Annotated in this window: 19 protein-coding genes and 1 tRNA gene; 8 read left to right on the forward strand and 12 right to left on the reverse strand. The window is 71.5% G+C overall.

The window, feature by feature from the left end; genetic code table 11:
- Positions 1-91: 91 nt before the first annotated feature.
- A complete protein-coding gene (locus ACWDS7_RS09930) occupies positions 92-961 on the forward strand; it encodes an ABC transporter permease (RefSeq protein WP_451928931.1) in 870 nt (289 codons plus the stop codon).
- Positions 958-2,568 (forward strand): dipeptide ABC transporter ATP-binding protein, encoded by a 1,611-nt coding sequence (locus ACWDS7_RS09935; RefSeq protein WP_451928932.1) that lies wholly within the window; start codon positions 958-960, stop codon positions 2,566-2,568. Before ACWDS7_RS09930 ends, ACWDS7_RS09935 begins: the two co-directional genes overlap by 4 nt.
- Here the strand turns inward: ACWDS7_RS09935 and ACWDS7_RS09940 are convergent.
- Complete coding sequence (locus ACWDS7_RS09940) at positions 2,514-3,779, reverse strand: MFS transporter (protein WP_451928933.1); 1,266 nt, start codon at positions 3,777-3,779, stop codon at positions 2,514-2,516. The genes ACWDS7_RS09935 and ACWDS7_RS09940 overlap by 55 nt on opposite strands.
- Before the next feature lie 65 nt (positions 3,780-3,844).
- Here ACWDS7_RS09940 and ACWDS7_RS09945 point away from each other — a divergent pair, with 65 nt between their 5' ends.
- Positions 3,845-4,435 (forward strand): MarR family winged helix-turn-helix transcriptional regulator, encoded by a 591-nt coding sequence (locus ACWDS7_RS09945; RefSeq protein WP_451928934.1) that lies wholly within the window; start codon positions 3,845-3,847, stop codon positions 4,433-4,435.
- Between the two features lie 66 nt (positions 4,436-4,501).
- Here ACWDS7_RS09945 and ACWDS7_RS09950 read toward each other — a convergent pair whose 3' ends face one another.
- Genes ACWDS7_RS09950 through galK form a run of 3 tightly spaced genes read right to left on the reverse strand, consistent with a single transcriptional unit; the run spans position 4,502 to position 6,311 of the window.
- Complete coding sequence (locus tag ACWDS7_RS09950) at positions 4,502-4,927, reverse strand: SRPBCC family protein (RefSeq protein WP_451928935.1); 426 nt, start codon at positions 4,925-4,927, stop codon at positions 4,502-4,504.
- Entirely contained in the window at positions 4,924-5,169 is a 246-nt protein-coding gene (locus tag ACWDS7_RS09955; protein ID WP_306857250.1) for a hypothetical protein, read from the reverse strand. Before ACWDS7_RS09955 ends, ACWDS7_RS09950 begins: the two co-directional genes overlap by 4 nt.
- A 23-nt stretch (positions 5,170-5,192) precedes the next feature.
- Positions 5,193-6,311, reverse strand: coding sequence for a galactokinase (gene galK, locus ACWDS7_RS09960; protein WP_451928936.1), 1,119 nt, complete (start codon positions 6,309-6,311; stop codon positions 5,193-5,195).
- A 153-nt stretch (positions 6,312-6,464) separates the two neighbouring features.
- On the opposite strand from galK, the gene ACWDS7_RS09965 reads away from it, so the two are divergent.
- Positions 6,465-6,538 (forward strand) — tRNA-Ile (locus tag ACWDS7_RS09965).
- A 155-nt stretch (positions 6,539-6,693) separates the two neighbouring features.
- On the opposite strand, the gene ACWDS7_RS09970 is transcribed toward ACWDS7_RS09965, so the two are convergent.
- Complete coding sequence (locus tag ACWDS7_RS09970; protein WP_451928937.1) at positions 6,694-7,662, reverse strand: AraC-like ligand-binding domain-containing protein; 969 nt, start codon at positions 7,660-7,662, stop codon at positions 6,694-6,696.
- A 543-nt stretch (positions 7,663-8,205) separates the two neighbouring features.
- Here ACWDS7_RS09970 and ACWDS7_RS09975 point away from each other — a divergent pair.
- Positions 8,206-8,730, forward strand: coding sequence for a GbsR/MarR family transcriptional regulator (locus tag ACWDS7_RS09975; protein ID WP_451928938.1), 525 nt, complete (start codon positions 8,206-8,208; stop codon positions 8,728-8,730).
- A 428-nt stretch (positions 8,731-9,158) separates the two neighbouring features.
- Here ACWDS7_RS09975 and ACWDS7_RS09980 read toward each other — a convergent pair whose 3' ends face one another.
- Complete coding sequence (locus ACWDS7_RS09980) at positions 9,159-9,494, reverse strand: hypothetical protein (protein WP_306857254.1); 336 nt, start codon at positions 9,492-9,494, stop codon at positions 9,159-9,161.
- 1,130 nt (positions 9,495-10,624) lie between these two features.
- Complete coding sequence (locus ACWDS7_RS09985) at positions 10,625-11,392, reverse strand: alpha/beta fold hydrolase (RefSeq protein ID WP_451928939.1); 768 nt, start codon at positions 11,390-11,392, stop codon at positions 10,625-10,627.
- Positions 11,393-11,453: 61 nt separating this feature from the next.
- Here ACWDS7_RS09985 and ACWDS7_RS09990 point away from each other — a divergent pair, with 61 nt between their 5' ends.
- Positions 11,454-11,978, forward strand: coding sequence for a PadR family transcriptional regulator (locus tag ACWDS7_RS09990; protein ID WP_451928940.1), 525 nt, complete (start codon positions 11,454-11,456; stop codon positions 11,976-11,978).
- A gap of 395 nt (positions 11,979-12,373) precedes the next feature.
- Positions 12,374-14,077: a tetratricopeptide repeat protein gene (locus ACWDS7_RS09995; RefSeq protein WP_451928941.1), complete on the forward strand. Its 1,704-nt coding sequence runs from the start codon at positions 12,374-12,376 to the stop codon at positions 14,075-14,077.
- A gap of 156 nt (positions 14,078-14,233) precedes the next feature.
- On the opposite strand, the gene ACWDS7_RS10000 is transcribed toward ACWDS7_RS09995, so the two are convergent.
- The 3 genes from ACWDS7_RS10000 to ACWDS7_RS10010 form a co-directional block, all read right to left on the reverse strand.
- Positions 14,234-15,229: a phosphotransferase family protein gene (locus tag ACWDS7_RS10000; RefSeq protein WP_451928942.1), complete on the reverse strand. Its 996-nt coding sequence runs from the start codon at positions 15,227-15,229 to the stop codon at positions 14,234-14,236.
- A 327-nt stretch (positions 15,230-15,556) separates the two neighbouring features.
- A complete protein-coding gene (locus ACWDS7_RS10005) occupies positions 15,557-15,862 on the reverse strand; it encodes a hypothetical protein (protein WP_451928943.1) in 306 nt (101 codons plus the stop codon).
- 274 nt (positions 15,863-16,136) lie between these two features.
- The gene (locus ACWDS7_RS10010; protein WP_451928944.1) at positions 16,137-17,390 is read right to left on the reverse strand and encodes a DUF418 domain-containing protein; all 1,254 of its coding nucleotides are present in this window, start codon (positions 17,388-17,390) and stop codon (positions 16,137-16,139) included.
- A gap of 482 nt (positions 17,391-17,872) precedes the next feature.
- On the opposite strand from ACWDS7_RS10010, the gene ACWDS7_RS10015 reads away from it, so the two are divergent.
- Positions 17,873-18,619 (forward strand): restriction endonuclease, encoded by a 747-nt coding sequence (locus tag ACWDS7_RS10015; RefSeq protein WP_451928945.1) that lies wholly within the window; start codon positions 17,873-17,875, stop codon positions 18,617-18,619.
- 39 nt (positions 18,620-18,658) lie between these two features.
- Here the strand turns inward: ACWDS7_RS10015 and ACWDS7_RS10020 are convergent, their stop codons facing one another.
- Both ACWDS7_RS10020 and ACWDS7_RS10025 read right to left on the reverse strand, forming a co-directional pair.
- The gene (locus ACWDS7_RS10020) at positions 18,659-20,341 is read right to left on the reverse strand and encodes an SEL1-like repeat protein (protein ID WP_451928946.1); all 1,683 of its coding nucleotides are present in this window, start codon (positions 20,339-20,341) and stop codon (positions 18,659-18,661) included.
- A 34-nt stretch (positions 20,342-20,375) separates the two neighbouring features.
- Entirely contained in the window at positions 20,376-21,041 is a 666-nt protein-coding gene (locus ACWDS7_RS10025) for an NADAR family protein (protein WP_451928947.1), read from the reverse strand.
- Positions 21,042-21,118 lie beyond the last annotated feature (77 nt).

The following is a 21,118-nucleotide window of genomic DNA, read 5'->3' on the forward strand; positions in this document are numbered from 1 at the left end:
GGGTCGCCGCCGAGGAGGTGCCGGTGGTGAGGGTCGCCCCCTCACTGGAGGAGCCGACGATCAAAACTGTTCTCCGCCCGGGGAGGGGCCGATGACGACGGTCACCCAGGCGCCGCCGGTCACGGCCGTCGCTCCCGCCCGGACCGGGCGCCGGTACGGCCTGCGCCCCCGGCTGGTCGTCCCGCTGCTGTTCCTGGCCGCCGTCGCGGTCGCCGCCCTGGTCCCGGACCTGCTGAGCGGGGTGGACCCGCTGACCGCCGACCCGCTGCACGCCCTCGCCGGGCCGGACGCCGGGCACTGGTTCGGTACCGACCACCTCGGCCGGGACGTGCTGGCCCGGGTCGTCCACGGCGCCGGGCACTCGCTGGGCATCGGCGCGGCCGCGATCCTGTTCGCCGCCGGGACCGGCACCGTCCTGGGCATGCTGGCCGGGCTGTCCCCCCGATACCTCGACGAGCTGCTCAGCCGCCTGTTCGACGTGCTGGCCACCTTCCCCGAGCTGCTGCTCGCCCTGCTGGTCATCGCGGTCACCGGCCCCGGGACCGGCAACGTCGTCCTCGCGATCGGCCTGGCCCAGGTCCCCAACTACGCCCGTGTGATCCGGGCCCAGACCTTCGTCGTCCGCCGGTCCGGCTACGTCGAGCAGGCGGTCACCTTCGGCCTGCCCCGGCCGGTCCTGGTCCTGCGTCACGTGCTGCCCAACGTCCTGGGCCCGCTCCCGGTGCTCGCCACGATCGGCATGGGCACCGCCATCATCGCCACCTCGGGTCTCAGCTTCCTCGGCATGGGACCGCAGCCGCCGAGTCCCGAATGGGGCTCGATGCTGTCGGAGGCCCGTAACTACCTGCGCGTCGCCTGGTGGACGGCGCTCTTCCCCGGCCTCGCCGTCACGCTGACCGTCATCAGCCTGACCCTGGTCGGGCGCGGCCTCCAGCGCCGTTTCGAAGGGAGAGACCGATGAGCCTCATCGAGGTGGAGGACCTGAGGGTCGGCTTCCCCTCCTCCGGGGTGGAGGCCGTGCGCGGGGTGAGCCTGTCGATCGCGGCGGGCGAGTGCGTGGCGATCGTCGGGGAGTCGGGCTCGGGCAAGAGTGTCACGGCCAGGACCCTGGTGGGGCTGACCGGTCCCGGCGGGAAGGTGACGGCCGGGAAGTTCACCGTGAACGGCAGGGACGCGCTCCGGTTCGGGGCGCGGGACTGGCGGCGGCTGCGCGGCCGGTTCGCCGGGCTGGTGCTACAGGACGCGCTCGTCTCGCTCGACCCGCTCCGCACGGTCGGCGACGAGATCGCCGAGGTGCTCGCCACCCATGACGTGGTGCCGCGCGCGGGCCGTACGGCGAAGGCGATCGAGCTGCTCGACGCCGTCGGGGTGCCGGAGCCGGAGCTGCGTGCCCGCCAGTACGCCCACCAGCTCTCCGGCGGGCTGCGCCAGCGGGCCCTCATCGCCTCGGCCATCGCCGCCGATCCGCCGTTGATCATCGCCGACGAGCCGACGACCGCGCTCGACGTCACCGTGCAGGCCCAGATCCTGCGCCTGCTCGCCGCCCGCAAGGCCACGGGCACCGCGCTGCTCATGATCAGTCATGACCTGGCCGTGGTCTCCTCCATCGCCGACCGGGTGCTGGTCATGAAGGACGGCGTGGTCGTCGAGGAGGGGCCGACCGCCCGGGTGCTGTCCGAGCCCGACCACGACTACACGGAGCTGCTGCTGGCCGCCGTCCCCTCGGCGGCCTCGCGCGGCACCCGCCTGGCCGCCGTCGCCGCCGGAGGCGTGGCGCTGCGCACCCCGCTGCCCGAGCGGACCGTGGATCACAGCTCGCCGGTGGTGGAGGTCTCGGGCCTGTCGGCCGCGTACGGCTCCCGCCGGGTGGTGGACGAGGTCTCCTTCGAGGTCCATCCCGGTGAGACCGTCGGCATCGTGGGGGAGTCGGGCTCGGGCAAGACGACCGTCGCCCGGCTCGTCCTGGGCCTGATGGCGCCCACCTCCGGCGAGGTCCGGCTGAACGGCGACCCGTGGTCGGCGGTCCCCGAGCGCAGGCGCCGCGCCCGCCGCTCCGGCATCCAGGTGATCTCGCAGAACCCGCTGGGCTCCTTCGACCCCCGCTACACCGTCGGCCGCCTGGTCGCCGAGCCTCTCGACGGGTCTGGCACGGACCGCAGGGCCCGGGTGGCCGAGCTGCTGGAGCGCGTGGGCCTGCCGGCCGACATCGCCGGACGGCACCCCCGGCGGCTGTCCGGCGGGCAGCGCCAGCGGGTGGCCATCGCCAGGGCCCTGGCCCCCCGGCCCGACGTGCTCGTCTGCGACGAGCCGGTGTCGGCGCTGGACGTGTCGGTCCAGGCGCAGGTGCTCGACCTGCTCGCGGAGATCCAGGCGGCCGACGGGACCGCGCTGATCTTCATCTCCCACGACCTCGGGGTGGTCCACCACATCAGCGACCGGGTGCTGGTCATGCGCGCGGGCCGGGTCGTGGAGGAGGGGCATGTGGACGAGGTGTTCTTCATCCCCAAGCACGACTACACCCGGGAGCTGCTCGGCGCGGTGCCCAAACTGGTGTCGGCCGGGGCCTGACCGGACGGCGGGGCTCCGGCGGGTGCCCGGCCGAGCCGGCGGACGTCGGGCAGGGCGAGGACGCCCAGGCAGGAGAGCGCGATCAGGGCCGCCGCGCCGTACAGGGTGGGGGCCGTCCCCGCCGCCGAGGACAGCGGTCCGGCCAGGGCCATGCCGAGCGGCATCAATCCCAGGGAGAGCATCCAGTCATAGGCGGACACCCGGGAGATCGCCTCGGCCGGGATGTGCTCCTGCACGGCCGTCTCCCAGAACGGCGCCATGAACGCCAGACCGCCGGTCATCAGCCCGTAGGCCGCCGCGACCGCGAGGGCGGGCGCCCCGGCGGCGAGTGTGACGAAGGGCAGCGCGCCGAGCGCGAGGGCGAGGTTGGCCGCCAGGAGGGGCCGGCGCGGTCGTGCCCGCAGCGCCAGCAGCGCCCCGCAGAGGGCGCCGACCGTGCCGCCCTGCACGATCGTCCCCCAGGCCAGCTCGCCGCCGAGGCCGGTGACGGCGATCAGCGGGCCGATCGTGATCAGGACGCAGCGGCCCAGGTTCCACAGGGAGTGGCCGACGAGGTTCGTCCAGTACCACCGGTGGCGGCGCAGCTCGGCCCAGCCTTCGGCGAGCTGCCTGCCGAAGCGCTCATGCGGCACGGGCGGGACCGGCGCGAGCCGGAGGCGGCTCAGCAGCACGGCGCTGACCGCGAACGTCGCGGCGTCGAGGACCAGCGCCCAGCCGGGCCCGGCGGTCAGTGCGAGGGCGGTGGCGATCCCGGGGCCGAGCAGCGTGGAGCCTCGGTTGGCGATCGCCATGAGCGCGTTGGCCCGGGGCAGGTGCTCGGGGGCCACGGTGGCGGGCAGCAGGCCGGTCGTGGCGGGCAGGAAGAACGCCGACGCGGCGCCGGAGAGCGCGGCGAGCGCCGCCAGGTGGAGGGTGCCGACCGTGCCGGTGATCAGCCCGACGCCCATCACGGCGTGGGCGAGCCCCCGGACCAGGTCGGCGACCAGCATCACGCGCTGGCGGGGGAGCCGGTCGGCCCAGACGCCGCCGGGCAGCATCAGCGCCACCGTCGCCGTCGACTGGGCGGCCAGGACCAGGCCGAGGTCGGTGGCCGAGCCGGTCGCGGTGACGATCGCCAGGGCGAGGGCGACGGGGGTGACGGCGTCGCCGATGTGGGAGAGGGCCTGACCGCTCCAGAGCAGGCGGAAGCGCGGATCTCGTAAGGGGGTCATGGCTGGAAGTTACTACGAAATCAAAATATATGCATCCGTATAACGATGGCCGCTACCCTGTGGGCATGTCAGCGCAGGACTCCGCCGATCGGCTCGGCGCCCCGGGGCCGGACTCTGTCGATCGGCACATCGCGCACTGGTCGCGCGAGCTGTCCGACCTCGATCCGCAGATCGAGGGGATCGTGACGCGCATGCAGATGCTCGTGCGGCTGCTCAGGCGCAACAAGGAGGGCTGGTTGGCCTCCTCCGGGCTCAAGCCCTGGGAGTTCGAGGTGCTCCACCATCTGGTCGCGGCCGGGCCGCCCTACCGGGTGGCGCCGTCACTGCTGGCCGAGTGGCTGGACACCCATCCGGCCACGATGACCAACCGGCTCGACCGGATGGAGCAGGCCGGCTACATCACCCGTGCGCACGACTCCGGCGACCGCCGCCGCCTGCTTGTCGCGCTGACCGCAGAGGGGCGCGCGGTGTGGGAGGAGCGGATGGAGGAGGGGGACCGTTCGGAGCGGGCCCTGCTCGGCACGCTCGGCCCCGCGGAGCTCGGACTGCTCGACGGCCTGCTGCGCCGGCTGGTCCGCGGCGTGGAGGAGAACGGGCCGCCGCTGATGCCGGAATGGCCTTCGGGCGGGCGGAAGCCGGACGGCGGCCCGTCATGACGGCGCGATGACGTCCCCGGTGACGTCCCCGGTGACGTCCCGCCGCCGCGGGTCGGTCGGGGGCTGTCAGGTGCCGCGTGGCAGGCTCTCGATCGCCTCCTGCCACGACCGGAGGAAGGCGGGGTAGCCGTCGGCGAACTCCGCCAGTTCCCGGGCGGCCTCGCCGGTGAGCGGGGTGAGGTCGTAGGTGACCGTCACCTCGCTCCCTCCCTCGCCGCCCGTCAGGGCGACCGTCACGGTCCCCGCCCGGTGGCCGGGGGTGAGGCGGGCGTAGGAGATGCTCACGCCCTCGTCGCGGCCGGTGACGATCCAGGTGGTGGTCCGCCCGTCGGCGTCGGTCTCGAAGACGGTGCCGGGCACGGTGTCGTCGTCGACCGGGACCGGGAACCGCGGCTCCCAGCCCGCCGCCCAGTCCCGCTCGCCACGCGCGGTGAACAGGCGGAAAGCCTCGCGTGGCGGGAGGCCGACGGTGAGCGTGCCGGTGAGCCTCATCGCCCCTCCTCCAGTCGGTGCGCGTCGGCGGAGGTCAGGGTCAGCCCGTAGACGGCCTTGAGCTGATCGATCTTCGCCATGGTCTCGGGGGAGAAGGGGGCCTTGCCCTCGAAGGAGTGCAGGACGATGCCCTCGACGAGGTCGCCGAGGGACATGTCCAGATATTCGGCGAGGCCCTTGAGGACCTTCAGGACGTTCTTCTCGATCCGGAGCCCGGTCTGGGTGCGCTCGACTGTTACCATGTTACCAAGATAACAGAATCCCCTCAGTGGAGCCGGCGAGCTCCGGCCGCCGGGGTGGCGGGGTAGATCTCCGGTGCGGCCCAGCCGCGTTCGGCGTAGGCCCGGGTCACCGACTCCCGTACGGCCTCCACCCGGTCGTCGGCCACCAGCGCGATCGCCGACCCGCCGAACCCGCCGCCGGTCATCCGCGCGCCTCTGGCCCCGCCCCGGACCGCCGACTCCACGGCCACGTCCAGCTCGGCGCAGGACACCTCGAACTGGTCGCGCAGCGACAGGTGGGAGGCGTTCAGCAGGGCCCCGATCTCCCGCACGGCTCCGGCACGCAGCAGTCCGATCAGCGCCTCGACCCGGTGGTTCTCGGTCACCACGTGCTGGGTGCGCTTGCGCTCGTCGCCGCTGAGCCTGCTCAGGGCGCCCGCCAGGTCGGTGACGTCGCGCAGCGCGGCCACCCCCAGGTGCTTGGCGGCGTTCTCGCAGTCCTGACGGCGCCGGGCGTACTGCCCGTCGGCGAGCTCGTGGTGGACCCCGGTGTTGATGATCAGCAGTTGGAGACCGTGCTGGGCCAGGTCGAACGGGATGTTCCTGGTGCCGAGACTCCGGCAGTCCATGAACAGGGCCTTCCCCTCCTCCCCGAGGGCGGAGGCGGCCTGGTCCATGATTCCGCACGGCATGCCCACGAAGTCGTTCTCGGCCTTCTGGGCGGCCAGGGCGATCTCCATCTTCGTCAGGCCCAGGCCGTACAGCTCGTTGAGCGCCGTCCCGACCACCACCTCCAGGGCCGCGCTCGACGACAGTCCCGCCCCCTGCGGCACATCCCCGTCGATCACCAGATCCGCGCCCCTGACCGGATGCCCGGCCTCGCGGAGCACCCAGAACACCCCGATGACGTAGCGCGCCCAGCCCTCGGCCTGGTCGAGGTTCTCGACGGTCACCGGCTCGCCCGCCTGGAGCGACCGCAGCCGGACGGCGCCGTCCTCGCGCGGCGTGACCGCCGCGGTGATCCCCCACGGCACCGCGAACGGCAGTACGTACCCGTCGTTGTAGTCGGTGTGCTCGCCGATCAGGTTGACCCGCCCCGGAGCGTGCCACACCCCCTGCGGCTCCACGCCGAACGACTCACGAAAAGCTTCAATAACGCGCATGATCCAACACTCCTAAACAACGTCCCCTCGTAGGTTAGCGACTCCCCGGAACGCCGGTTCCGCCGCCGAAGGTCACATCTTGAACGCGCCCCGCCCGGCGGATGTGCGAACCGGCCGGACCTTTGGTTGAATGCGGCAGTACGGCATGCATGAGGGGCGGTAGCTCAGCCGGTTAGAGCAGGGGACTCATAATCCCTGGGTCGCGGGTTCGAGTCCCGCCCGCCCTACCCCTCGTGATCACACGAAAAGCGCCCCTGACCTGTGTATTTACAGTCAGGGGCGCTTTCGTCGTGTCCGGCTGTTCACGGCTGCCCCCGGCTCTCTGCGGTTGGCTGTGCCGAATACGTGCCGAAGTTTCGGGGAGATCGTCAGCCCTCGGGAATCACGGGGAGTCCAGCATGGAGTGGCGGTAGTCCTTGGGGGGCATCCCGTACGCCCGGCGGAAGGAGCGGCTGAAGTCCGTGGCGTGCGTGAACCCCCATCGGGCTGCGATGTCCTGTATGGAGTGCGCTCGCAGACGGGGGTCGGCGAGGTCCGCGCGGCAGTTCTCCAGCCTGCGTTGCCGAATCCACGCCATTACGGTGGTCTCCGGCCGCTGGAAGAGCAGGTGCAGGTAACGCACGGAGATGTGGTGGTGGGCGGCTATGGAGGCGGGAGACAGGTGCGGGTCGGCGAGGTTGTGTTCGACGAAGGCCCGGATGCGCACCCTCAGCGCCTGCTGCCGGGTCTCGAGCGGGAGGCGGTCCTGCGCGTTCAGGCGGTGCGCGAGGAAGGCCATGGCCAGATCCAGAGTGAGCGTCCCCAGCCGCCTCACGTCCAGAAGCGCCATCGAGGAAGTCTGGCGGACCAGGCTCCTGAGGTAATGGGCAAGGATCGCCGCCATACCGGCACGCGCGGGCATACGGCGGGCGAGGAGTTCGTCGACCTTCTTCACGGGCAGGGGCAGCTGGGCTCTCGGCAGGTGCAGGATCATCGCCCGTGACGTTCCCTCAAGGCCACGCCCGTCATATGGGCGGGAGGTGTCCCACATGACCAGGTCCCCGGCATGGATTCTGGCGTCCTTGCCCGCCTGAGAGATCCACATCTCGCCCCCCGTGATGAGGGTGAGTTCGTACATCTCCGGGTCGGAGCGGCGGATCAGTGCCGGGGTGCGCTCCGATCTCAGCGCGGGGAAGGACATGGTGGTGATCCTCAGGTCGTTCAGGTCCACGGCCCCGGCGGTGGCCCTGAAGTCGTCGGTGTGATCGCTGGTGATCCGGGTGGGGGCCACGTCATGGCTGATCAGATCGCACCACCAGTCGAATCGCTGACCGGGGGGTAGGTCCGTGCTCTGCAAGGCGATGAAGTTCATCGAGCACCTCTCATGACACATCGGTTGCGTTTCAATGGGTCTCGCGATGGCGGCACGAGTGGACGCCGTCCTGCCGCCTCGGGGACGCCGGACCCGGTCGGCGACACCACGGCAGTCTTGCCCGCACCGGCGTCCTGTACCGAGGTGGTGTGGGCGCCGGCGGCCGGCCGGGCGGTGGCCAGGCGGCGAACGTCGGGGTGGATGCCAGAACCGGTAACGGAGGGTGCGGGCCACATCGTGGGAACCGGGCAGGCGCGCCATCACCCACATGGCCGACCGGCTGGAGGCGGGCAGTCCGTCCAGGCGGGGCGTAACGACGCTGCGCGGCACGTCGAGGCACTTCGGTCCGTCGTGCCGGCCCTCGGGCTCGCGTGGGCCGTCATGACCTCCTGAGCACCGGCGAATGTGATCTTTTCGCGGTCCATGGTTTCCTGGGGGCTGCGGTTGCTGATCACATTCCCAAGCTACACATTTTTTACAAATTAATAAAAAATTAGAAGTGTATAAACTCGCTGTCACGGTCGGCTGCAGAATGAGATCGACATGGCAGAGTCAGCGGAGCGCGGGGTGGCCGGCCCCGGACGTGACGAGGAGGCGGTGCGACGGTCCGTCGAGCGCTTCGCCCTCGACCTGACCGGGCCCGGTATGTCCCGGATGCCGGCGTGTGCCTGGGCCGCGATCCCGGTGGCCGAGGAGGGTGAGCTGCACGCCGCCGAGACAGCCGAGTTCCTTCAGGTGAGCCCAGCCGCGATCTCGGGCGCCGTCCGCTGCCTGGCGCAGACGGCTCCGATGATCCGGGAGTGCGAGCCGGGCGCACGCCATGATCATTACCGGATGCGCGGCAACGTGTGGTGCCAGAGCATCGCCCATAACCATAAGGAGACACTGCTCAGGCAGTGGGAACGGACCCTGCTCGACGGGATCGAGGTAACGGGCACGGGCACGGGCAGCCGGGCGGCGGCGCGGTTGGCGGAGAGCCAGGAGTTCCTGGAGTTCCTCCGGCTGGAGGTGCCGACGCTCCTGGAGAAGTGGCGGCAGCGGGCCGGCACCGGAGGAAGACCGGGCTGAAGGCTTACTGGTAGGGGTGTCTCGGGACTGGGATGCCCCTTACACCCGGTAAAGATGACCGGCGCGTCCTCAACGGCATCGTGTGGAAGATCCGCACGGCATAACCCGGCGAATGGGGCGCCATGGCGCCGCAACCGTCCGGGGCGGCCGGAGGGATCGTTCAAACATCGAGGTTTTCCGAAGGTGAAACGCCTTTCGAACAAGAACGGAAACTCCCGGGAAGGCAATGGCCTTCCCGGGAAAACCGGGAAGGCCACGACGTGTCTTGCCAAGGTGCTCTTCCTGGCCGACGGACCGGCGCTTTTACCCACCCGCGCCCGTGGTCCGCGACGGTCCGCGACGGAAGAGCGCCGACGTTTCTTCGACGCCTCCCCCCCGTGGCCGGGGAGGCTTTCACGGACCGGGGTCTCGCTCCTTCGTGAGTGCCACTACCACGGGGCGTTACTGCACCAGCGCGAGCTGAAATAGGTGTCCGCCGTGTCACCGTCCGACCCGCCGTCGTTGTCGGCCCACCAGTTCCAGATGTACTGCCCCGAAACCGCGTCCCATCCGTAGTCGCGGACGTAGTGGTTGCCGGTGTCGTGGGAGTGGCCGCGGGCCTGCGTCTTGGGGTCTCCGCCGGAGCTGTCGTTGATCCAGATCCAGCCCCAGCTGCACCGGGTGTCCGCGTGCGCCGATGTGGCCCCGCCCGTGATGACCATGGCCCCTGCCAGGGAGACGGCCGCGGCGCCGAGGGCACCCCATCGCTTGAGACTTCTTTTCATTCCCTGCCCCTATGCTGAGAAGCCTTTGGAAATTGACGGCGTCAAACCCGTTCGGTGGATCCGACCTGCTCAGTATGCTTGCGGCTGATCATCAGAGTCTTTACCAGAGCGTGTAGTGTTCCTTGACAGCGAGCGCATACACGGCAACGCGCAACCGTCCGGCCGCCGTCTCGTAATCACCGTAGGGAGGATCCGAGGCGTACCTCTGCCACTTCGCGAGAGCTGCAGCGACGACGAGCGCCTCGGCTACCTCAACGGCATCACGACCGGCGTCTCCCACACCGACGGCGACGGGTCGCTACGACACGGGAGTCTCCCCGTACTTCGACAGCGGGCTGTTCACGATCTTCCGTGCCGCGGACTCGTACTGGACCGGCCGCATCACCTGAACGGCCCAGCCGGCCTTCTCCGCCTATGGCTCTACCTGGCCATGCAGGAGACAGGCGAACGGTTCAAGTCTCCCCTCAGACACGTCTCGCCATAAGCGTTGTCGCAGCTAGACGGCATGGTCGCAGGTTTTTTGTATTCGTGTCTCACAATCCCTGGGTCGCGGGTTCGGGTCCCGCCCGCCCTACCCCTCGTGATCATACGAAAAGCGCCCTTGACCTGCGTATTTACAGTCAGGGGCGCTTTCGTCATGTCCGGCCGTATCCGACTGTCACCGATCGTTTCCGGTTGACTCTTCCCGATGCCTCCCCACGGGATCACGTCTCCCTGGGCGCGTCGGAGATCCGGCGCCGGGCGTTCTCATCCTGACCGGCGATGCATCTGGCGTAGAAAGGATGACGTTGAACGTACGGAGGTTGACGACTTCCTCGGGACGTAGACCGGCGTAGTGCATGACCGCGAAGAACGGCTTGGGTCGCCTGCCGCTCGGCTCCTGAGCCGCGACGGATGATGGCGGTTGTGGCCGAGGCGCGGCGCTGCCCGAACTGTGGCCGGCGATTGCGCTGGAGAGCTCGCGGCAATGCGATCTGCTGCTCCGGTTCCTGCTGTGCACAGCGTCTGCGGTTGGCCTGCTCGCTCGCCCTCCTGTGAGGCGGGGTGATGGGTCCGGTCAGCCTGCTCGCGGTCCTGCGGGGCGGGACGGCGGGCCGACCAAGCCGCTTGCGATCCCAGCGGGGGGACGGTCAACCCGCTTGCGATCCCACGAGAAGGCCGCTCACCTCCCGGGCGAACCCTTCCACGTTGTCGATCATGATGTTGTGGCCGGTGTCCGGGACGGCGATCAGCCGTACCCCGGAGGCCACCAGCTCGGCCGCCCCGATGGGCTCGCCGTCCGCCTCCGGGTAGAGGTAGGCGCGTGGGATCGGCAGCCGCCGCAGCCGCTCCCGCGTGTTCGCCCGCGTGAGGTGGACCGCGCTCCAGTACAGCGCCTCCCGTCCGGCAAGTCGCATCGTGGCCGCCCAATGCGGCCCGACCCGCGCCAGCGTCTCGTCCCAGCCGCGCCGTACGAAGTCTTCCTCCGTGTAGGTGGCGATGCCCGAACTGCCCGGCCGCAGCGCGGGTTCGATCGGGTCCAGATTGGAGTCCACCAGCACCAGCCCGGCCACCAGCTGCGGATGCCGCTCGGCCAGGTGTGCCGCGATCGCCCCACCCATGCTGTGCGCGACAACCTGCGCCGCGCGCACGTCCGCCGCCCGCAGCGCGGTCGCGAGCGCGTCCGCGTGCTCCTCCATCGTGTAGCCGAACCCGGTGGGCCGGTCGCTGGTCCCGAACCCCAGCAGGTCCACGAACAGGCTCCGGTGCCCGGCCAGCTCCGGCCGGCTCGCGGCCTCCAGGAAGTACGGCGCCGCCGCCGCGCCCAGCCCGTGCACGTAAACCCGGACCGGCTCCCGCCCGGCCACCTCGGCCCAGCGGATGCGGCTCCCGTCCGGCAGCACCTGTGCGTCCCTCATAACCATCTCCTCCGAGATACATAGTCATCGATGTACTAAGTCTTCGGGGTAGCATAGCGGCATGATTGAGCTGTCGATCCTGGGGTTCCTCTACGACGAGCCGCTCCACGGGTACGAGCTGCGCAAACGCGTCGCCGCCCTGACCGGCCACGTCCGGCCCATCGCCGACGGCACCCTCTACCCGGCGATCAAACGCCTGGAGCGCGACGGCCTGCTCGAACGCGACCTGCAGCCCGGTGCCCAGGCCGCGCCCAGGCACGTGCTCATCCTCACCGACGCCGGGCGCGCCGAGCTGCGGCGGCGGCTCGCCGAACCGGATGAGCCGTTCATCACCGATGAGAACCGCTGGTTCACGATGCTGGCATTCCTGCGCCACCTCGGCGAGCCCACGCTCCAGGCGGGTGTGCTCCGACGCAGGCTGGCCTTCCTCACCGAACCGGCCAGCTTCTTCTGGGAGGGCGACCGGCCCCTGCGGGCCGCCGACTTCGACGACCCGTTCCGCAAGGGGCTGTTCACGATCGCCACCGCGACCAGCAGGACCGAGATCGGCTGGCTACGGGAAACCCTGGCCGCGCTGGACGCCTAGAGCGGCGAGCACGTGCCGCGGCCATCCGGCGGCGTAGCGTCCACCAGGAGAAGTTCGTGCCCGTCCACGGTCGTGGAGCGGGGGCGAGGCCACCTCTTTGCGGCCCCTCGTGGGGGCGATGAGAACTTGCTGCATCCGGCTGTTCGCGGGTGTCGTGATCGTCTGCCGCGCCACTGCGATCGCGAGCAGTCTTCATATTTCCGTTGATCGTGATTATGCTCTGGGCAGTCCTGAAGTGGATCACACGGAGGTGCTCATGAAGAAGATGCCCATCCGCCGCAAGAGCGCGCTGCGCCTGATGTCCGGTGCCCGCCGGCTCTGGATCGAGTGGTGCTGGTAGCTGCCGACACGGCGGGCGCTCTCGGGCGTCCGCCCCTGCGGCGATCGGCCCGGCCGTGACCGGCGGGCCGGGCGGCTACGACTGCCACCGCGACCACGGCCCGTACGCCGGGGTCTCGGCCTTCCTGGCCCGGATCGCCGCCGACCGTCCCCGCCTGGCGGCCCGCCATGAGGTCGAGCTGCACGCCATCGCACCCTGGCTCGACCGCACGGCACGACCGGCCGCCGAGGAGGAGCCGATCCGGTTCCATCCCGCCCGGCGCACCGCCTGTCTGGCCTACGGCGCGGCGGAGTACGTGGCGGCCTGGGCGGACACGCTCCGGCACCCGGTCACGGTGCGGTTCGACCACGTCGGCGAGGCCGACGAGACCACCCGCGAGCTGCTGGACGCGCTGATCCGCCGGATCGGGCCGTCCCCGGTGCACCTGGACCTGCGCGACGGCGGCGCCCGCGAGCCGGCAGCGGCCGACCCGGCGCCGGAGGCGATGCGTACGGCTCTGGGCGAGAGCCTGGCCCGCGGCTTCTACCACCACGCGGCCCGGACCGCCCGGCGCGGGCGCGCCACGGTCACCCCGGACGGCGACCTGCGGCACTGGTGGGCGTTCACCACCGGCCTGGCCACCGCACTGGCGGCGCTGGACCGCGCCGCCGAAGCGCTCGACCTCTACCACGAGGCGCGCGCCGCCACTGACGACCCGAAGATCACCATGTCGGCCGCGTACGCCACCGCCATGCTGTACGCCAGGCACCTGTCGGCGGCCGACCAGGACGCGGCGCAGGCGCGGCACTGGCTGGAACAGGCGCTCCACCTCGCCGCCGGACTGAACGACCCGCGGCAGCGGGTGCTGTCCACCGTCTTCTACGAGCAGGGCCTGGCGCTGCTGGACAGCAGGGCGGGTGAGCCCGCCCGCGCGCTGCGGCTGATCGACGACGGGCTGGCCCGGCTGACGGCGGTGCTCGCCCCCGGCGAGCGCCCGCAGGACCTGGCCCGGTTACGTCACAACCGGGCGCAGGTGCACCTGGCCCTGGGCGATCCGGCGCAGGCCCTGGCCGACCTCGACACCGTGATCGCACACGACCCCGGCAACTGTGAGTACTACGTGGACCGGGCCGCCCTGCACCGTGCGGCGGGTCGCTCCCAGGCCGCGATCAGGGACTACGGCACCGCGATCCGCCTGGGCCCGCACCTGCCCGAGGCGTACTACAACCGGGCCGTGCTCCAGCAGGAGCGGGGCCGCTCCGAGCGGGCGCGCGACGACCTGGAGCGCGCGCTCGCCGTTGACCCCGGGCACCTCGACGCCCGGATCGCCCTGGTCAACCTGCAGGTGGAGCGCGGCGCGCTCGACGCGGCCGAGGCGGACGCGCGGGCCGGGCTGGCGCTGGCCCCGCAGGAGCCCGCGCTGCTGTGCACCCTCGGGCTGATCCGCTCGGAGCGCGGCGGCCTCGCCGAAGCCGACGGACTGCTCACCCGGGCACTGGCCGGTGATCCGGAGCTGGTCGAGGCATGGACGAACCGGGCCGCCGTCCGGTTCGAACGCGGTGACGTGGCCGCCGCCGTGGCCGACCTGGACCGGGCGGTGGCGCTGTCGGCGGCGCCGGTGCCCCATTACAACCGGGGCACGGCGCTGATGCGGCTGGGACGGTGGGACGAGGCCGCCCGTGACTTCGCCCACGCGCTCGCCCAGCCCGGCCTGGACCGGGCGCTCCGCCGTGACCTGCGCGCGGAACTGGCCCGCTGCCGGCGCGCCATGGCCGGATGACCGCCGGCCGGGGCGGACGTCGGCGGGGGCGTCACGTTCCGGCGCGGCAGCCGCACCGGGCGGCCCCCGGTGGATCAGCGCTGTGCCGAATGAGTGCCGGAGCGGCCGTCGATCACGTCTCGCTGTAAGTGTTGTCGCGGCTGGACGGCATCGCGGTCAGGTCAGCTCGGCCACTACGGCGGCCAGGTCGTCGTAGGTGCCGCGGACACCCTCGGCGCTGCCCAGGCGGTGGCGCTCCAGGCGGACGGCCCCGAGATGGCGGGCCTCGTAGATCCGCGAGCGCCACACCGCGGAGGCGGAGCGGTCCAGCGCGCCGTAGCCGTCGCCGTCCCAGAACGCGTCCCGCTCGGTGCCGGGCTTGGCCAGCGCCATCCGGATCGTCCAGTCCGCCGCGGGATCGCCCCACAAGGTGCGGTCCATGTCCAGGACCCCGGTGATCACGGGCTCCGGGGCCGTGGCGTCCAGCATCACGTTGACGGTCCACAGGTCGCCGGTGAGCATGCGCGGCTCCGTGATCTCGTCGAGGAGCGGGTGGTGCTCGGCGGCCACGGCCGCCACCTTGCGCACGTCGGCGGAGTCCAGGCCGATACCGTCCAGGTCGGCGGCGATGTCCTCCAGGGACGCGATCACCGCCTGGCCCCAGGTGGCGTGCGACGGGCCGGCGACGGGGCCGAAGTGCGGGCCGCGCACCGCGTGCACCGCTCCGGCGATCGCGCCCATCTGCCGGAAGAAGCCGGGCCAGGCCGAGCGCGGATAGGCGCCGAGGCGGTCCGGGGCGGGCACGCCGTCGAGCAGGCTCTGGACCATCCAGTCCCGGCCGATCACCTCGTGTGACCAGTCCGCCGCGATCACCTGCGGCGTCAGCGGCGCGATCACCGCGAGCCACGGCACGCTCGCGTACTCGTTGCGCATCAGCTGCCGCTCGGACCGGAACTGCCGCTCCGGCTCCGGGGCGACCCGCAGGATCACCGGTCGTTCCTGCCCGGTCACGGTGATCCGGTAGGTCGTGTTGTACATCCCCAGACCCAGTTCGACGGCGGAGACGGCACGGGCTCCGGCGCCGAAGACACGGTGGCAGATCGCCTGGATCTCCTCTGCGGTCACCGTCTGCTGGAACGCCCGCGCGCTGCGCTCGATCGGCTGGAATTCCACGGGGAGGCTCCTCGGTCTGATACGGATGCGCGGGCAGCCGGGATCGGTGCCGTCGCCGCCGGCCAGGGGGCCGGCAGTACGGAGGCAGCGTATTCCACCTCGACGCGGGCGGTTCCGAGATCGGTGATCTTTCCGTCTGCCCGGCGCGGGCGGATCCCCGGTGTGGCGACCGGCATGAGCTGCGCCTACGCCGCCGTCCACGGGGTCCTACCGCACACCGGGCTCGCGGCCGGTCCGTTTCACGTGGCGATCGCACGGGACATGACCCGGACCCGAGACGGGGGCCCCTGAAGGGGAGCTTATGGAATGCTCACCTGCCGACCGGGATCAAACGCGGTATCCGTCGTAGACATATCCGTATCCGCTGCCCACGGAGAACTTCCACCACTGCATGCCGGCGGTGCTGATGCATGAGGCCTCAATGAGCTTAGAGGTGGAGATCCAACCGATTACGCTGCTGCTCCCGCTGTACCAGGAATGTACGGGCGTGTTGTTCTGGAAATCCATGTAGGTCGGAGGTATCGCGGAGCAGCCGGCGGCTGTGGTCACGCTCGCGCTCGCCGAGTTGGTCGCGGTAAGGGCGCCCAACGCGAGAAGGGTGGTTCCGGCCAGCATTTTCAGTCGGAGATTCATCTGTTCTCCCTGTTATTGACGGCGGATCATTGATCAATTTATGTGGCGACGAAATTTGCTGTATATAACGGTGGAGTGACATATTTCGATCTTGTTGTGAATTTCTGATCATGCTCTGCCGCGGATCGGCGGCACCTTCACGCACGTGGACGGTTACCCGGCCGCCGGTCCGGCCGGTTCCGGAGCCTCCAGGCGCCGCCGGTAGGCGTCCCGGAGCAGCCCGGCCGGCTCCGGGTCCCGCCCGTTCCTCCGGCCGCGGACATCGGCGGAGTGGTCACGGCAGCCGGGGATCGTCGACCCGGCCGGGCCGGCCGAGGGCGGCGTCCGCGCCGGCGGTGGCTCCGGCCGCAGGATCGGATGACGGTCCACGGGGCCGCGGCGGAGTCGCGGAGAGCAAGGTGAGGCGTCTGAGGCCCCATTCGACCGGGCCCCGCCGATGGTGACGCAGCCACCAGGCGCTCAGCGTCAGGAGGATCGCGTAGATCGCCGCGGCCACACCCATCACCGCTGTCGGCGCCAGCTCACCCGCCAGCGCCAGGCCGTATCCGGTGAAGACCAGACAGGCCAGCACCGACTGGCCGATGTAGTTGGAGGCCGCGACCATGCCGGCAGGGGCCAGCGCGTTGCCGACCGCCGGGACGCGCTTGACCAGTTCGAGCAGGGTGACCACGTAGGCGGCAGACAGCAGCAGCGAGGTCACGTTGTTGACCGCCACGCCGACCAGCTCCATGGCGCCGTACGCCTGGGACGACCAGGTGAAGAAGATCGCGCCGGGCAGGCCGACGCCGTAACCCAGCCACAGGATCCGGGGGACCAGGTGGGCCCAGCGCTCCGGCTCCTCGAACAGCCGTGACTTGCCGGCCGCCAGGCCGAACAGGAAAAGCGCCATCGCCATCGGCCCCTGGCCGATCCACACGAACATCGCGAGCATCGGATAGGTCTCGGCCTGGAACCGCAGGAAGCTCAGCGGCCCTCCGGTGACCAGCGCCTCGGCCCGGGCGGCGGCCGCCGGATCAGGGACCGGGCCCGCTCCGCCGCCCGGGTCGAGCAGGGTGAGCCCGGCCAGCAGGAGCCAGAGCACCGCCGTCACGCCGATGATCCAGCAACCGGCCTTGACGGCGGTCCTGGGCCGGAGGTTGCGCATCGCCAGCAGGAGGAGACCCAGTGCGGCGTAGAGGGTGAGGATGTCGCCGATCCAGAGCAGGAATCCGTGCACCACGCCCAGGACGGCCAGGCCGAGGCAGCGGCGGAGCGTGCGGACCCTGACCTTCTCGCCCCACGCGCGCATCTGCAGGGTGAAGGAATAGCCGAACAGGAACGAGAAGATGACGTAGAACTTCGTCAGCACCAGGGTGCTGACGGTGAGGGCGACAGGCCCTTCGCTGATGGGCATGGTGCCGACGCCGACGGAGTATCCGGGGTCGGCGAAGAAACCGATGTTGGCGACCAGGATGCCGCCCAGTGCGAAGCCGCGCACCGCATCGATTCCCTGGATGCGGCTGGACGTCGGCGCCACGGTCGGGATCATGTCCTCGATCGTAGGAATCCGGCCGATGGCGCACATCGAACTTTGGGCGTGCGTGCTACGACCAAAGTCGGCATTCGGCATTCGGCATTCGGCATTCGGCAGTCGGCAGTCGGTACGGCGGTCTCGCCGGCTGTCCACAGCGGTCCGCTGATCGGTCCGGACCACACGGCCGGTGTGAGCTGGCCGGTGATCGGCCCCTCACCGCCTCCCGGGCCCGCCACCGGACGGGTCATGCCATCGGCCTCGGACGAGAGGAGCTCACCGTCCGGCCTCGGGAGGATGGCTGAGTGGACCGGCTCCGGGAGGTCGGCCGGGCGGATCGGCTGGGACGTCACGGCGCGGTGTGGCCGTACCGGCGTGGCCGTACTGGCGCGGGCCGGCTGGGACGTCACGGCGCGGTGTGGCCGTACCGGTGTGGCGGATTCTGTCGGAGCCGTCGTTCACACTCGGTGTCTTCTCCCGTTCTCCTCCTGGAGGCTCCGATGGCGAGGCGTAGACCACCGGCACGGAAACGCACCACCCGGCGGAGCCGGAAGAAGAGCGGGATCAGCCCGCTGTGGCTGATCGTCCCGCTGGCGGTCATCGTCGTGGCGCCCGCGGCGCTCAAGGCCCTGGAATCGGTCTGGACGACGCTGCTCGGCGTCGCCGCCGTGCTCGCCGTGCTGCTGGCCGCCGCCGCCTTCGTGGTGCGCCACATGGGTGCGGCCTACCGCAGGGACGCGTTGCTACGCGCCGAGCTGGACCGGCTGGATCCGCGCCGGTTCGAGGAGCTGACGGCCGAGCTGCTGCGGCGCGACGGCTTCGGCCGGGTCCGTGTCGTCGGCGGTGCCGGGGACGGAGGCGTGGACGTCCTCGGCGTCGCACCCGGCGGCCGGCCGTACGCGATCCAGTGCAAGTACTACACGCGGGCGATCGGTCCCGGCGCGGTGCGCGACTTCGTGGGCGCGCTGCAGGCCCGCCCGTACCGAGACCATCAGGGCGTCTTCGTGACCTCGCACCGTCTCAGCGCGCAGGCCGCACGGACGGCCCGCGAGCAGGACATGATCGTCATCGACCGGGACCGGCTGGCCGACTGGCTGCTGGGCGCCTACCGCCTCGGGCCGGGCGGGGGCTCCGCGCCGGCCTGGCTGGTCCGGTTGCGCGGCGGCCGCACGGCGCGGGAGCGTCGGGGCCGGCCGCCGACCGCCCAGGACGACGATCTCGATCTGGGCGGGGCGGTCGCGGAGTGAGGGGGGCGCCTTCGGCCGTGTCCGGCTGCCGGCCCGTGGCTATCCGTCGACCAGGGCGGCCTCGGCCCCGGCGAGTTCCTTCCCCGGGTCCACCATCCTGGCGAGCAGTTCCAGGTCGTCCGGGTCGTAGCGCCGCCTGACCTCGCGCCAGCGCTCGGCGGCGATCCGCAGCAGCGGCACCGCCTCGGAGGGCCGGCCGAGGCGGTGCAGCACCATGCCGTAGTAGCCCGCGGTCTCGACGCCGTACGCGCGGTCGTGTCCCTTCTCCCAGGCATGCCGCAGCAGCGGCTCCGCCTCCGCGTACGCGCCGCGCTGGGCCTTCAGCTTGCCCGCGAACATCGCGGTCAGGCCCATGCCGTCCTCGGCCGCGCGCACGAACCAGCGTTCGGACTCCTGCCAGTCCTTGTGGTGGTGGGAGAGCATGCCCATGGCGAAACAGGCCTCGTGGTGGCCGAGCTCGGCGGCGCGGCGGTGCCAGTGGTCGCGCGCTTCGGGCTCGCGCAGCTCCTTGTGGAGCTCGCCGAGCCGGAAGGCGGCCTCGGCGTCGCCCGCCTCGGCCGCGGGCCTGAACCAGGCGGCCATGTGGCGGGCGGAGGCACCGCCCCAGGCGTGCAGCATCCGCCCGTAGGCGTATCCGGCCCGCACGTCGCCGGCCTCGGCCTGCCGGCGCAGCTCGGGCAGGCGGCGCAGATCCCGGTCGGGGGGGACGGCGTCCTCCTCGCGCAGCCGGGCGACGGTGGCGAGCTGGTCCGCCACGTCCTCGCCGCTCTCGCCGGCCCTGCGGAACCACAGCTCGGCCTCGTCGAGCCGGCGCTGCCGTCTGCACAGGTTGCCGAGGTTCCACTGGGCGGACTCGTGACCGGCGGCGGCCGCGTCCGCGTACCAGCGCTCGGCCTCCGCCAGGTCGCCGCGCTGCTCGTGGAGGACGCCGAGCACGTAGGCGGCGCCGTCGTAGCCCTGCCCGTGGGCGCGGAGGAGGAGCTCGCGGGCCTCGGGCCAGCGGTCCCGGGCCCGTACCTCCTCGACGCGGATCGCGTGGTCGACGAGCGAGGGCGCGCTGCCGAGGGCGGCGGCCCTGCGGTAGTAGCCCTCGGCCTCGTCGAGCAGGCCCGGGTAGTCCTGGAAGTGGCGTTCCATGCCGGACAGCGGATACAGCGCCTCGGCCGCCGCCTCCGCGTCGCCCTCCTGCTCGGCCGCCGCGAGGTCGGCGTCGACCCGGTCGAAGTCGCCGCGGATGCGCTCGAAGAGCTCCACCCAGCGGAAGACGGCGATGTCACCGAGGTCGGCGTCGCTCATCAGGAACTTCGGCGCCTCGTCGAGCTTCCCCTCGCGGGCGAGGAGCTTGCCGAGCTCGATCTTGCAGTCGAGGTCGCCCAGCTCCCAGCCGCGCCGGAACCAGTGGGCGGCCTCGGGGTCGCCGTTCTCCCTGAGGAGGACGCCGAGCCCGTACGCGCAGCCCGCGTCGGTCTCGGCGGCACCGCGGTAGAGCCGCTCGGCGGCCGGCCGGTCTCCGCGGATCTTGCGGTAGCGGGCGAGGGTGAAGGCGGAGAAGGCGTCCCCGGCCGCCGCCGCCCGCTCCCAGTGGGGGAGGCCCTCGTCGATGTGCCCGCCCATGACGAACGCACTGGTGAGACGGCGTGCCGTCTCCCTGTCTCCGGCGTGCGCGGCGGCGACGAGCTTCTCGCCCTCGCTCTGCGGATCGCGCGTCGGCTCCTGTGTCATGGACAGATTGTCCCAGCCACCCGCGGTCGGTGGATCACCGCCCGCGGCCGGCCCTGTTTCCCGATGCGGCCTCCGGAGCGTTTCCCGGTGCGATCTCCGGAGCGTCGTGGGCGTAGCGGGCCTCCGGGGCGCCGTGGGCCTCCAGGGCGTCGCGGGCGTCCATGAGGGCGAAGCCGAGCAGGTTCAGGCCCCGCCAGGTGGCGGGGGAGGCGGCGCGTGCGTCGTCGGCGGTGAGCCCGATGCCCCAGATCCGGTCGACGGGGCTGGCCTCGACCAGCACCCGGCCACGGGTGCCGAGCAGGAAGTCCTTCAGCTCGGGGTGGGCGCCGAACTTGGCGGTGCTGCCGCGCACCACGATCTCGTAGCGGTGCTCGTCCCACGCGGCCTCGTCGAAGCCGCGGACCTCGCGGCCGAGCTTCTTGGCCTCGGCGGGGTGCCCGGCCGCGAGGATCCGCGCGGCGGTCTCGCCGTCGCCGAACAGCCACGCCTTGTGCGCCATCATGTAGTGCTCGGCCGACCGGAAGACGTGCCCGTCCACGGTGAAGGCGGCCTCCCACCACTGGCTGAGGCATCCGGCCCCGACACCGCCGGCACGCGGTGGCCGGTGGCCCCAGAAGAACAGGTGGCGCAACCGCCGGCCGTCCCGCTCGGCGGCGACGGCCTCGGCGACCGAGCGGGGCAGTGTGCTGAGATCGGACATCGTCCTACCGTGCCATGTACGGCTACCGCCCGGCCACCGGGTTACCGGCCCTCCCGACTGTGGCCGCCTACCCGGCC

Source organism: Streptosporangium sp. NPDC003464 (genome assembly GCF_053588315.1).

What these genes read in the sequence shown, in the direction of transcription:
- ACWDS7_RS09990 (WP_451928940.1), top strand. Translation starts at nt 11,454, where the DNA reads ATGATTGAGCTGTCGATCCTGGGGTTCCTCTACGACGAGCCGCTCCAC.
- ACWDS7_RS10010 (WP_451928944.1), bottom strand. Translation starts at nt 17,390, where the DNA reads ATGATCCCGACCGTGGCGCCGACGTCCAGCCGCATCCAGGGAATCGAT.
- ACWDS7_RS09930 (WP_451928931.1), top strand. Translation starts at nt 92, where the DNA reads ATGACGACGGTCACCCAGGCGCCGCCGGTCACGGCCGTCGCTCCCGCC.
- ACWDS7_RS09975 (WP_451928938.1), top strand. Translation starts at nt 8,206, where the DNA reads ATGGCAGAGTCAGCGGAGCGCGGGGTGGCCGGCCCCGGACGTGACGAG.
- ACWDS7_RS10005 (WP_451928943.1), bottom strand. Translation starts at nt 15,862, where the DNA reads ATGAATCTCCGACTGAAAATGCTGGCCGGAACCACCCTTCTCGCGTTG.
- ACWDS7_RS09940 (WP_451928933.1), bottom strand. Translation starts at nt 3,779, where the DNA reads ATGACCCCCTTACGAGATCCGCGCTTCCGCCTGCTCTGGAGCGGTCAG.
- ACWDS7_RS09945 (WP_451928934.1), top strand. Translation starts at nt 3,845, where the DNA reads ATGTCAGCGCAGGACTCCGCCGATCGGCTCGGCGCCCCGGGGCCGGAC.
- ACWDS7_RS09985 (WP_451928939.1), bottom strand. Translation starts at nt 11,392, where the DNA reads ATGAGGGACGCACAGGTGCTGCCGGACGGGAGCCGCATCCGCTGGGCC.
- galK (WP_451928936.1), bottom strand. Translation starts at nt 6,311, where the DNA reads ATGCGCGTTATTGAAGCTTTTCGTGAGTCGTTCGGCGTGGAGCCGCAG.
- ACWDS7_RS10025 (WP_451928947.1), bottom strand. Translation starts at nt 21,041, where the DNA reads ATGTCCGATCTCAGCACACTGCCCCGCTCGGTCGCCGAGGCCGTCGCC.
- ACWDS7_RS09935 (WP_451928932.1), top strand. Translation starts at nt 958, where the DNA reads ATGAGCCTCATCGAGGTGGAGGACCTGAGGGTCGGCTTCCCCTCCTCC.
- ACWDS7_RS10020 (WP_451928946.1), bottom strand. Translation starts at nt 20,341, where the DNA reads ATGACACAGGAGCCGACGCGCGATCCGCAGAGCGAGGGCGAGAAGCTC.
- ACWDS7_RS09970 (WP_451928937.1), bottom strand. Translation starts at nt 7,662, where the DNA reads ATGAACTTCATCGCCTTGCAGAGCACGGACCTACCCCCCGGTCAGCGA.
- ACWDS7_RS09955 (WP_306857250.1), bottom strand. Translation starts at nt 5,169, where the DNA reads ATGGTAACAGTCGAGCGCACCCAGACCGGGCTCCGGATCGAGAAGAAC.
- ACWDS7_RS09980 (WP_306857254.1), bottom strand. Translation starts at nt 9,494, where the DNA reads ATGAAAAGAAGTCTCAAGCGATGGGGTGCCCTCGGCGCCGCGGCCGTC.
- ACWDS7_RS10015 (WP_451928945.1), top strand. Translation starts at nt 17,873, where the DNA reads ATGGCGAGGCGTAGACCACCGGCACGGAAACGCACCACCCGGCGGAGC.
- ACWDS7_RS09950 (WP_451928935.1), bottom strand. Translation starts at nt 4,927, where the DNA reads ATGAGGCTCACCGGCACGCTCACCGTCGGCCTCCCGCCACGCGAGGCT.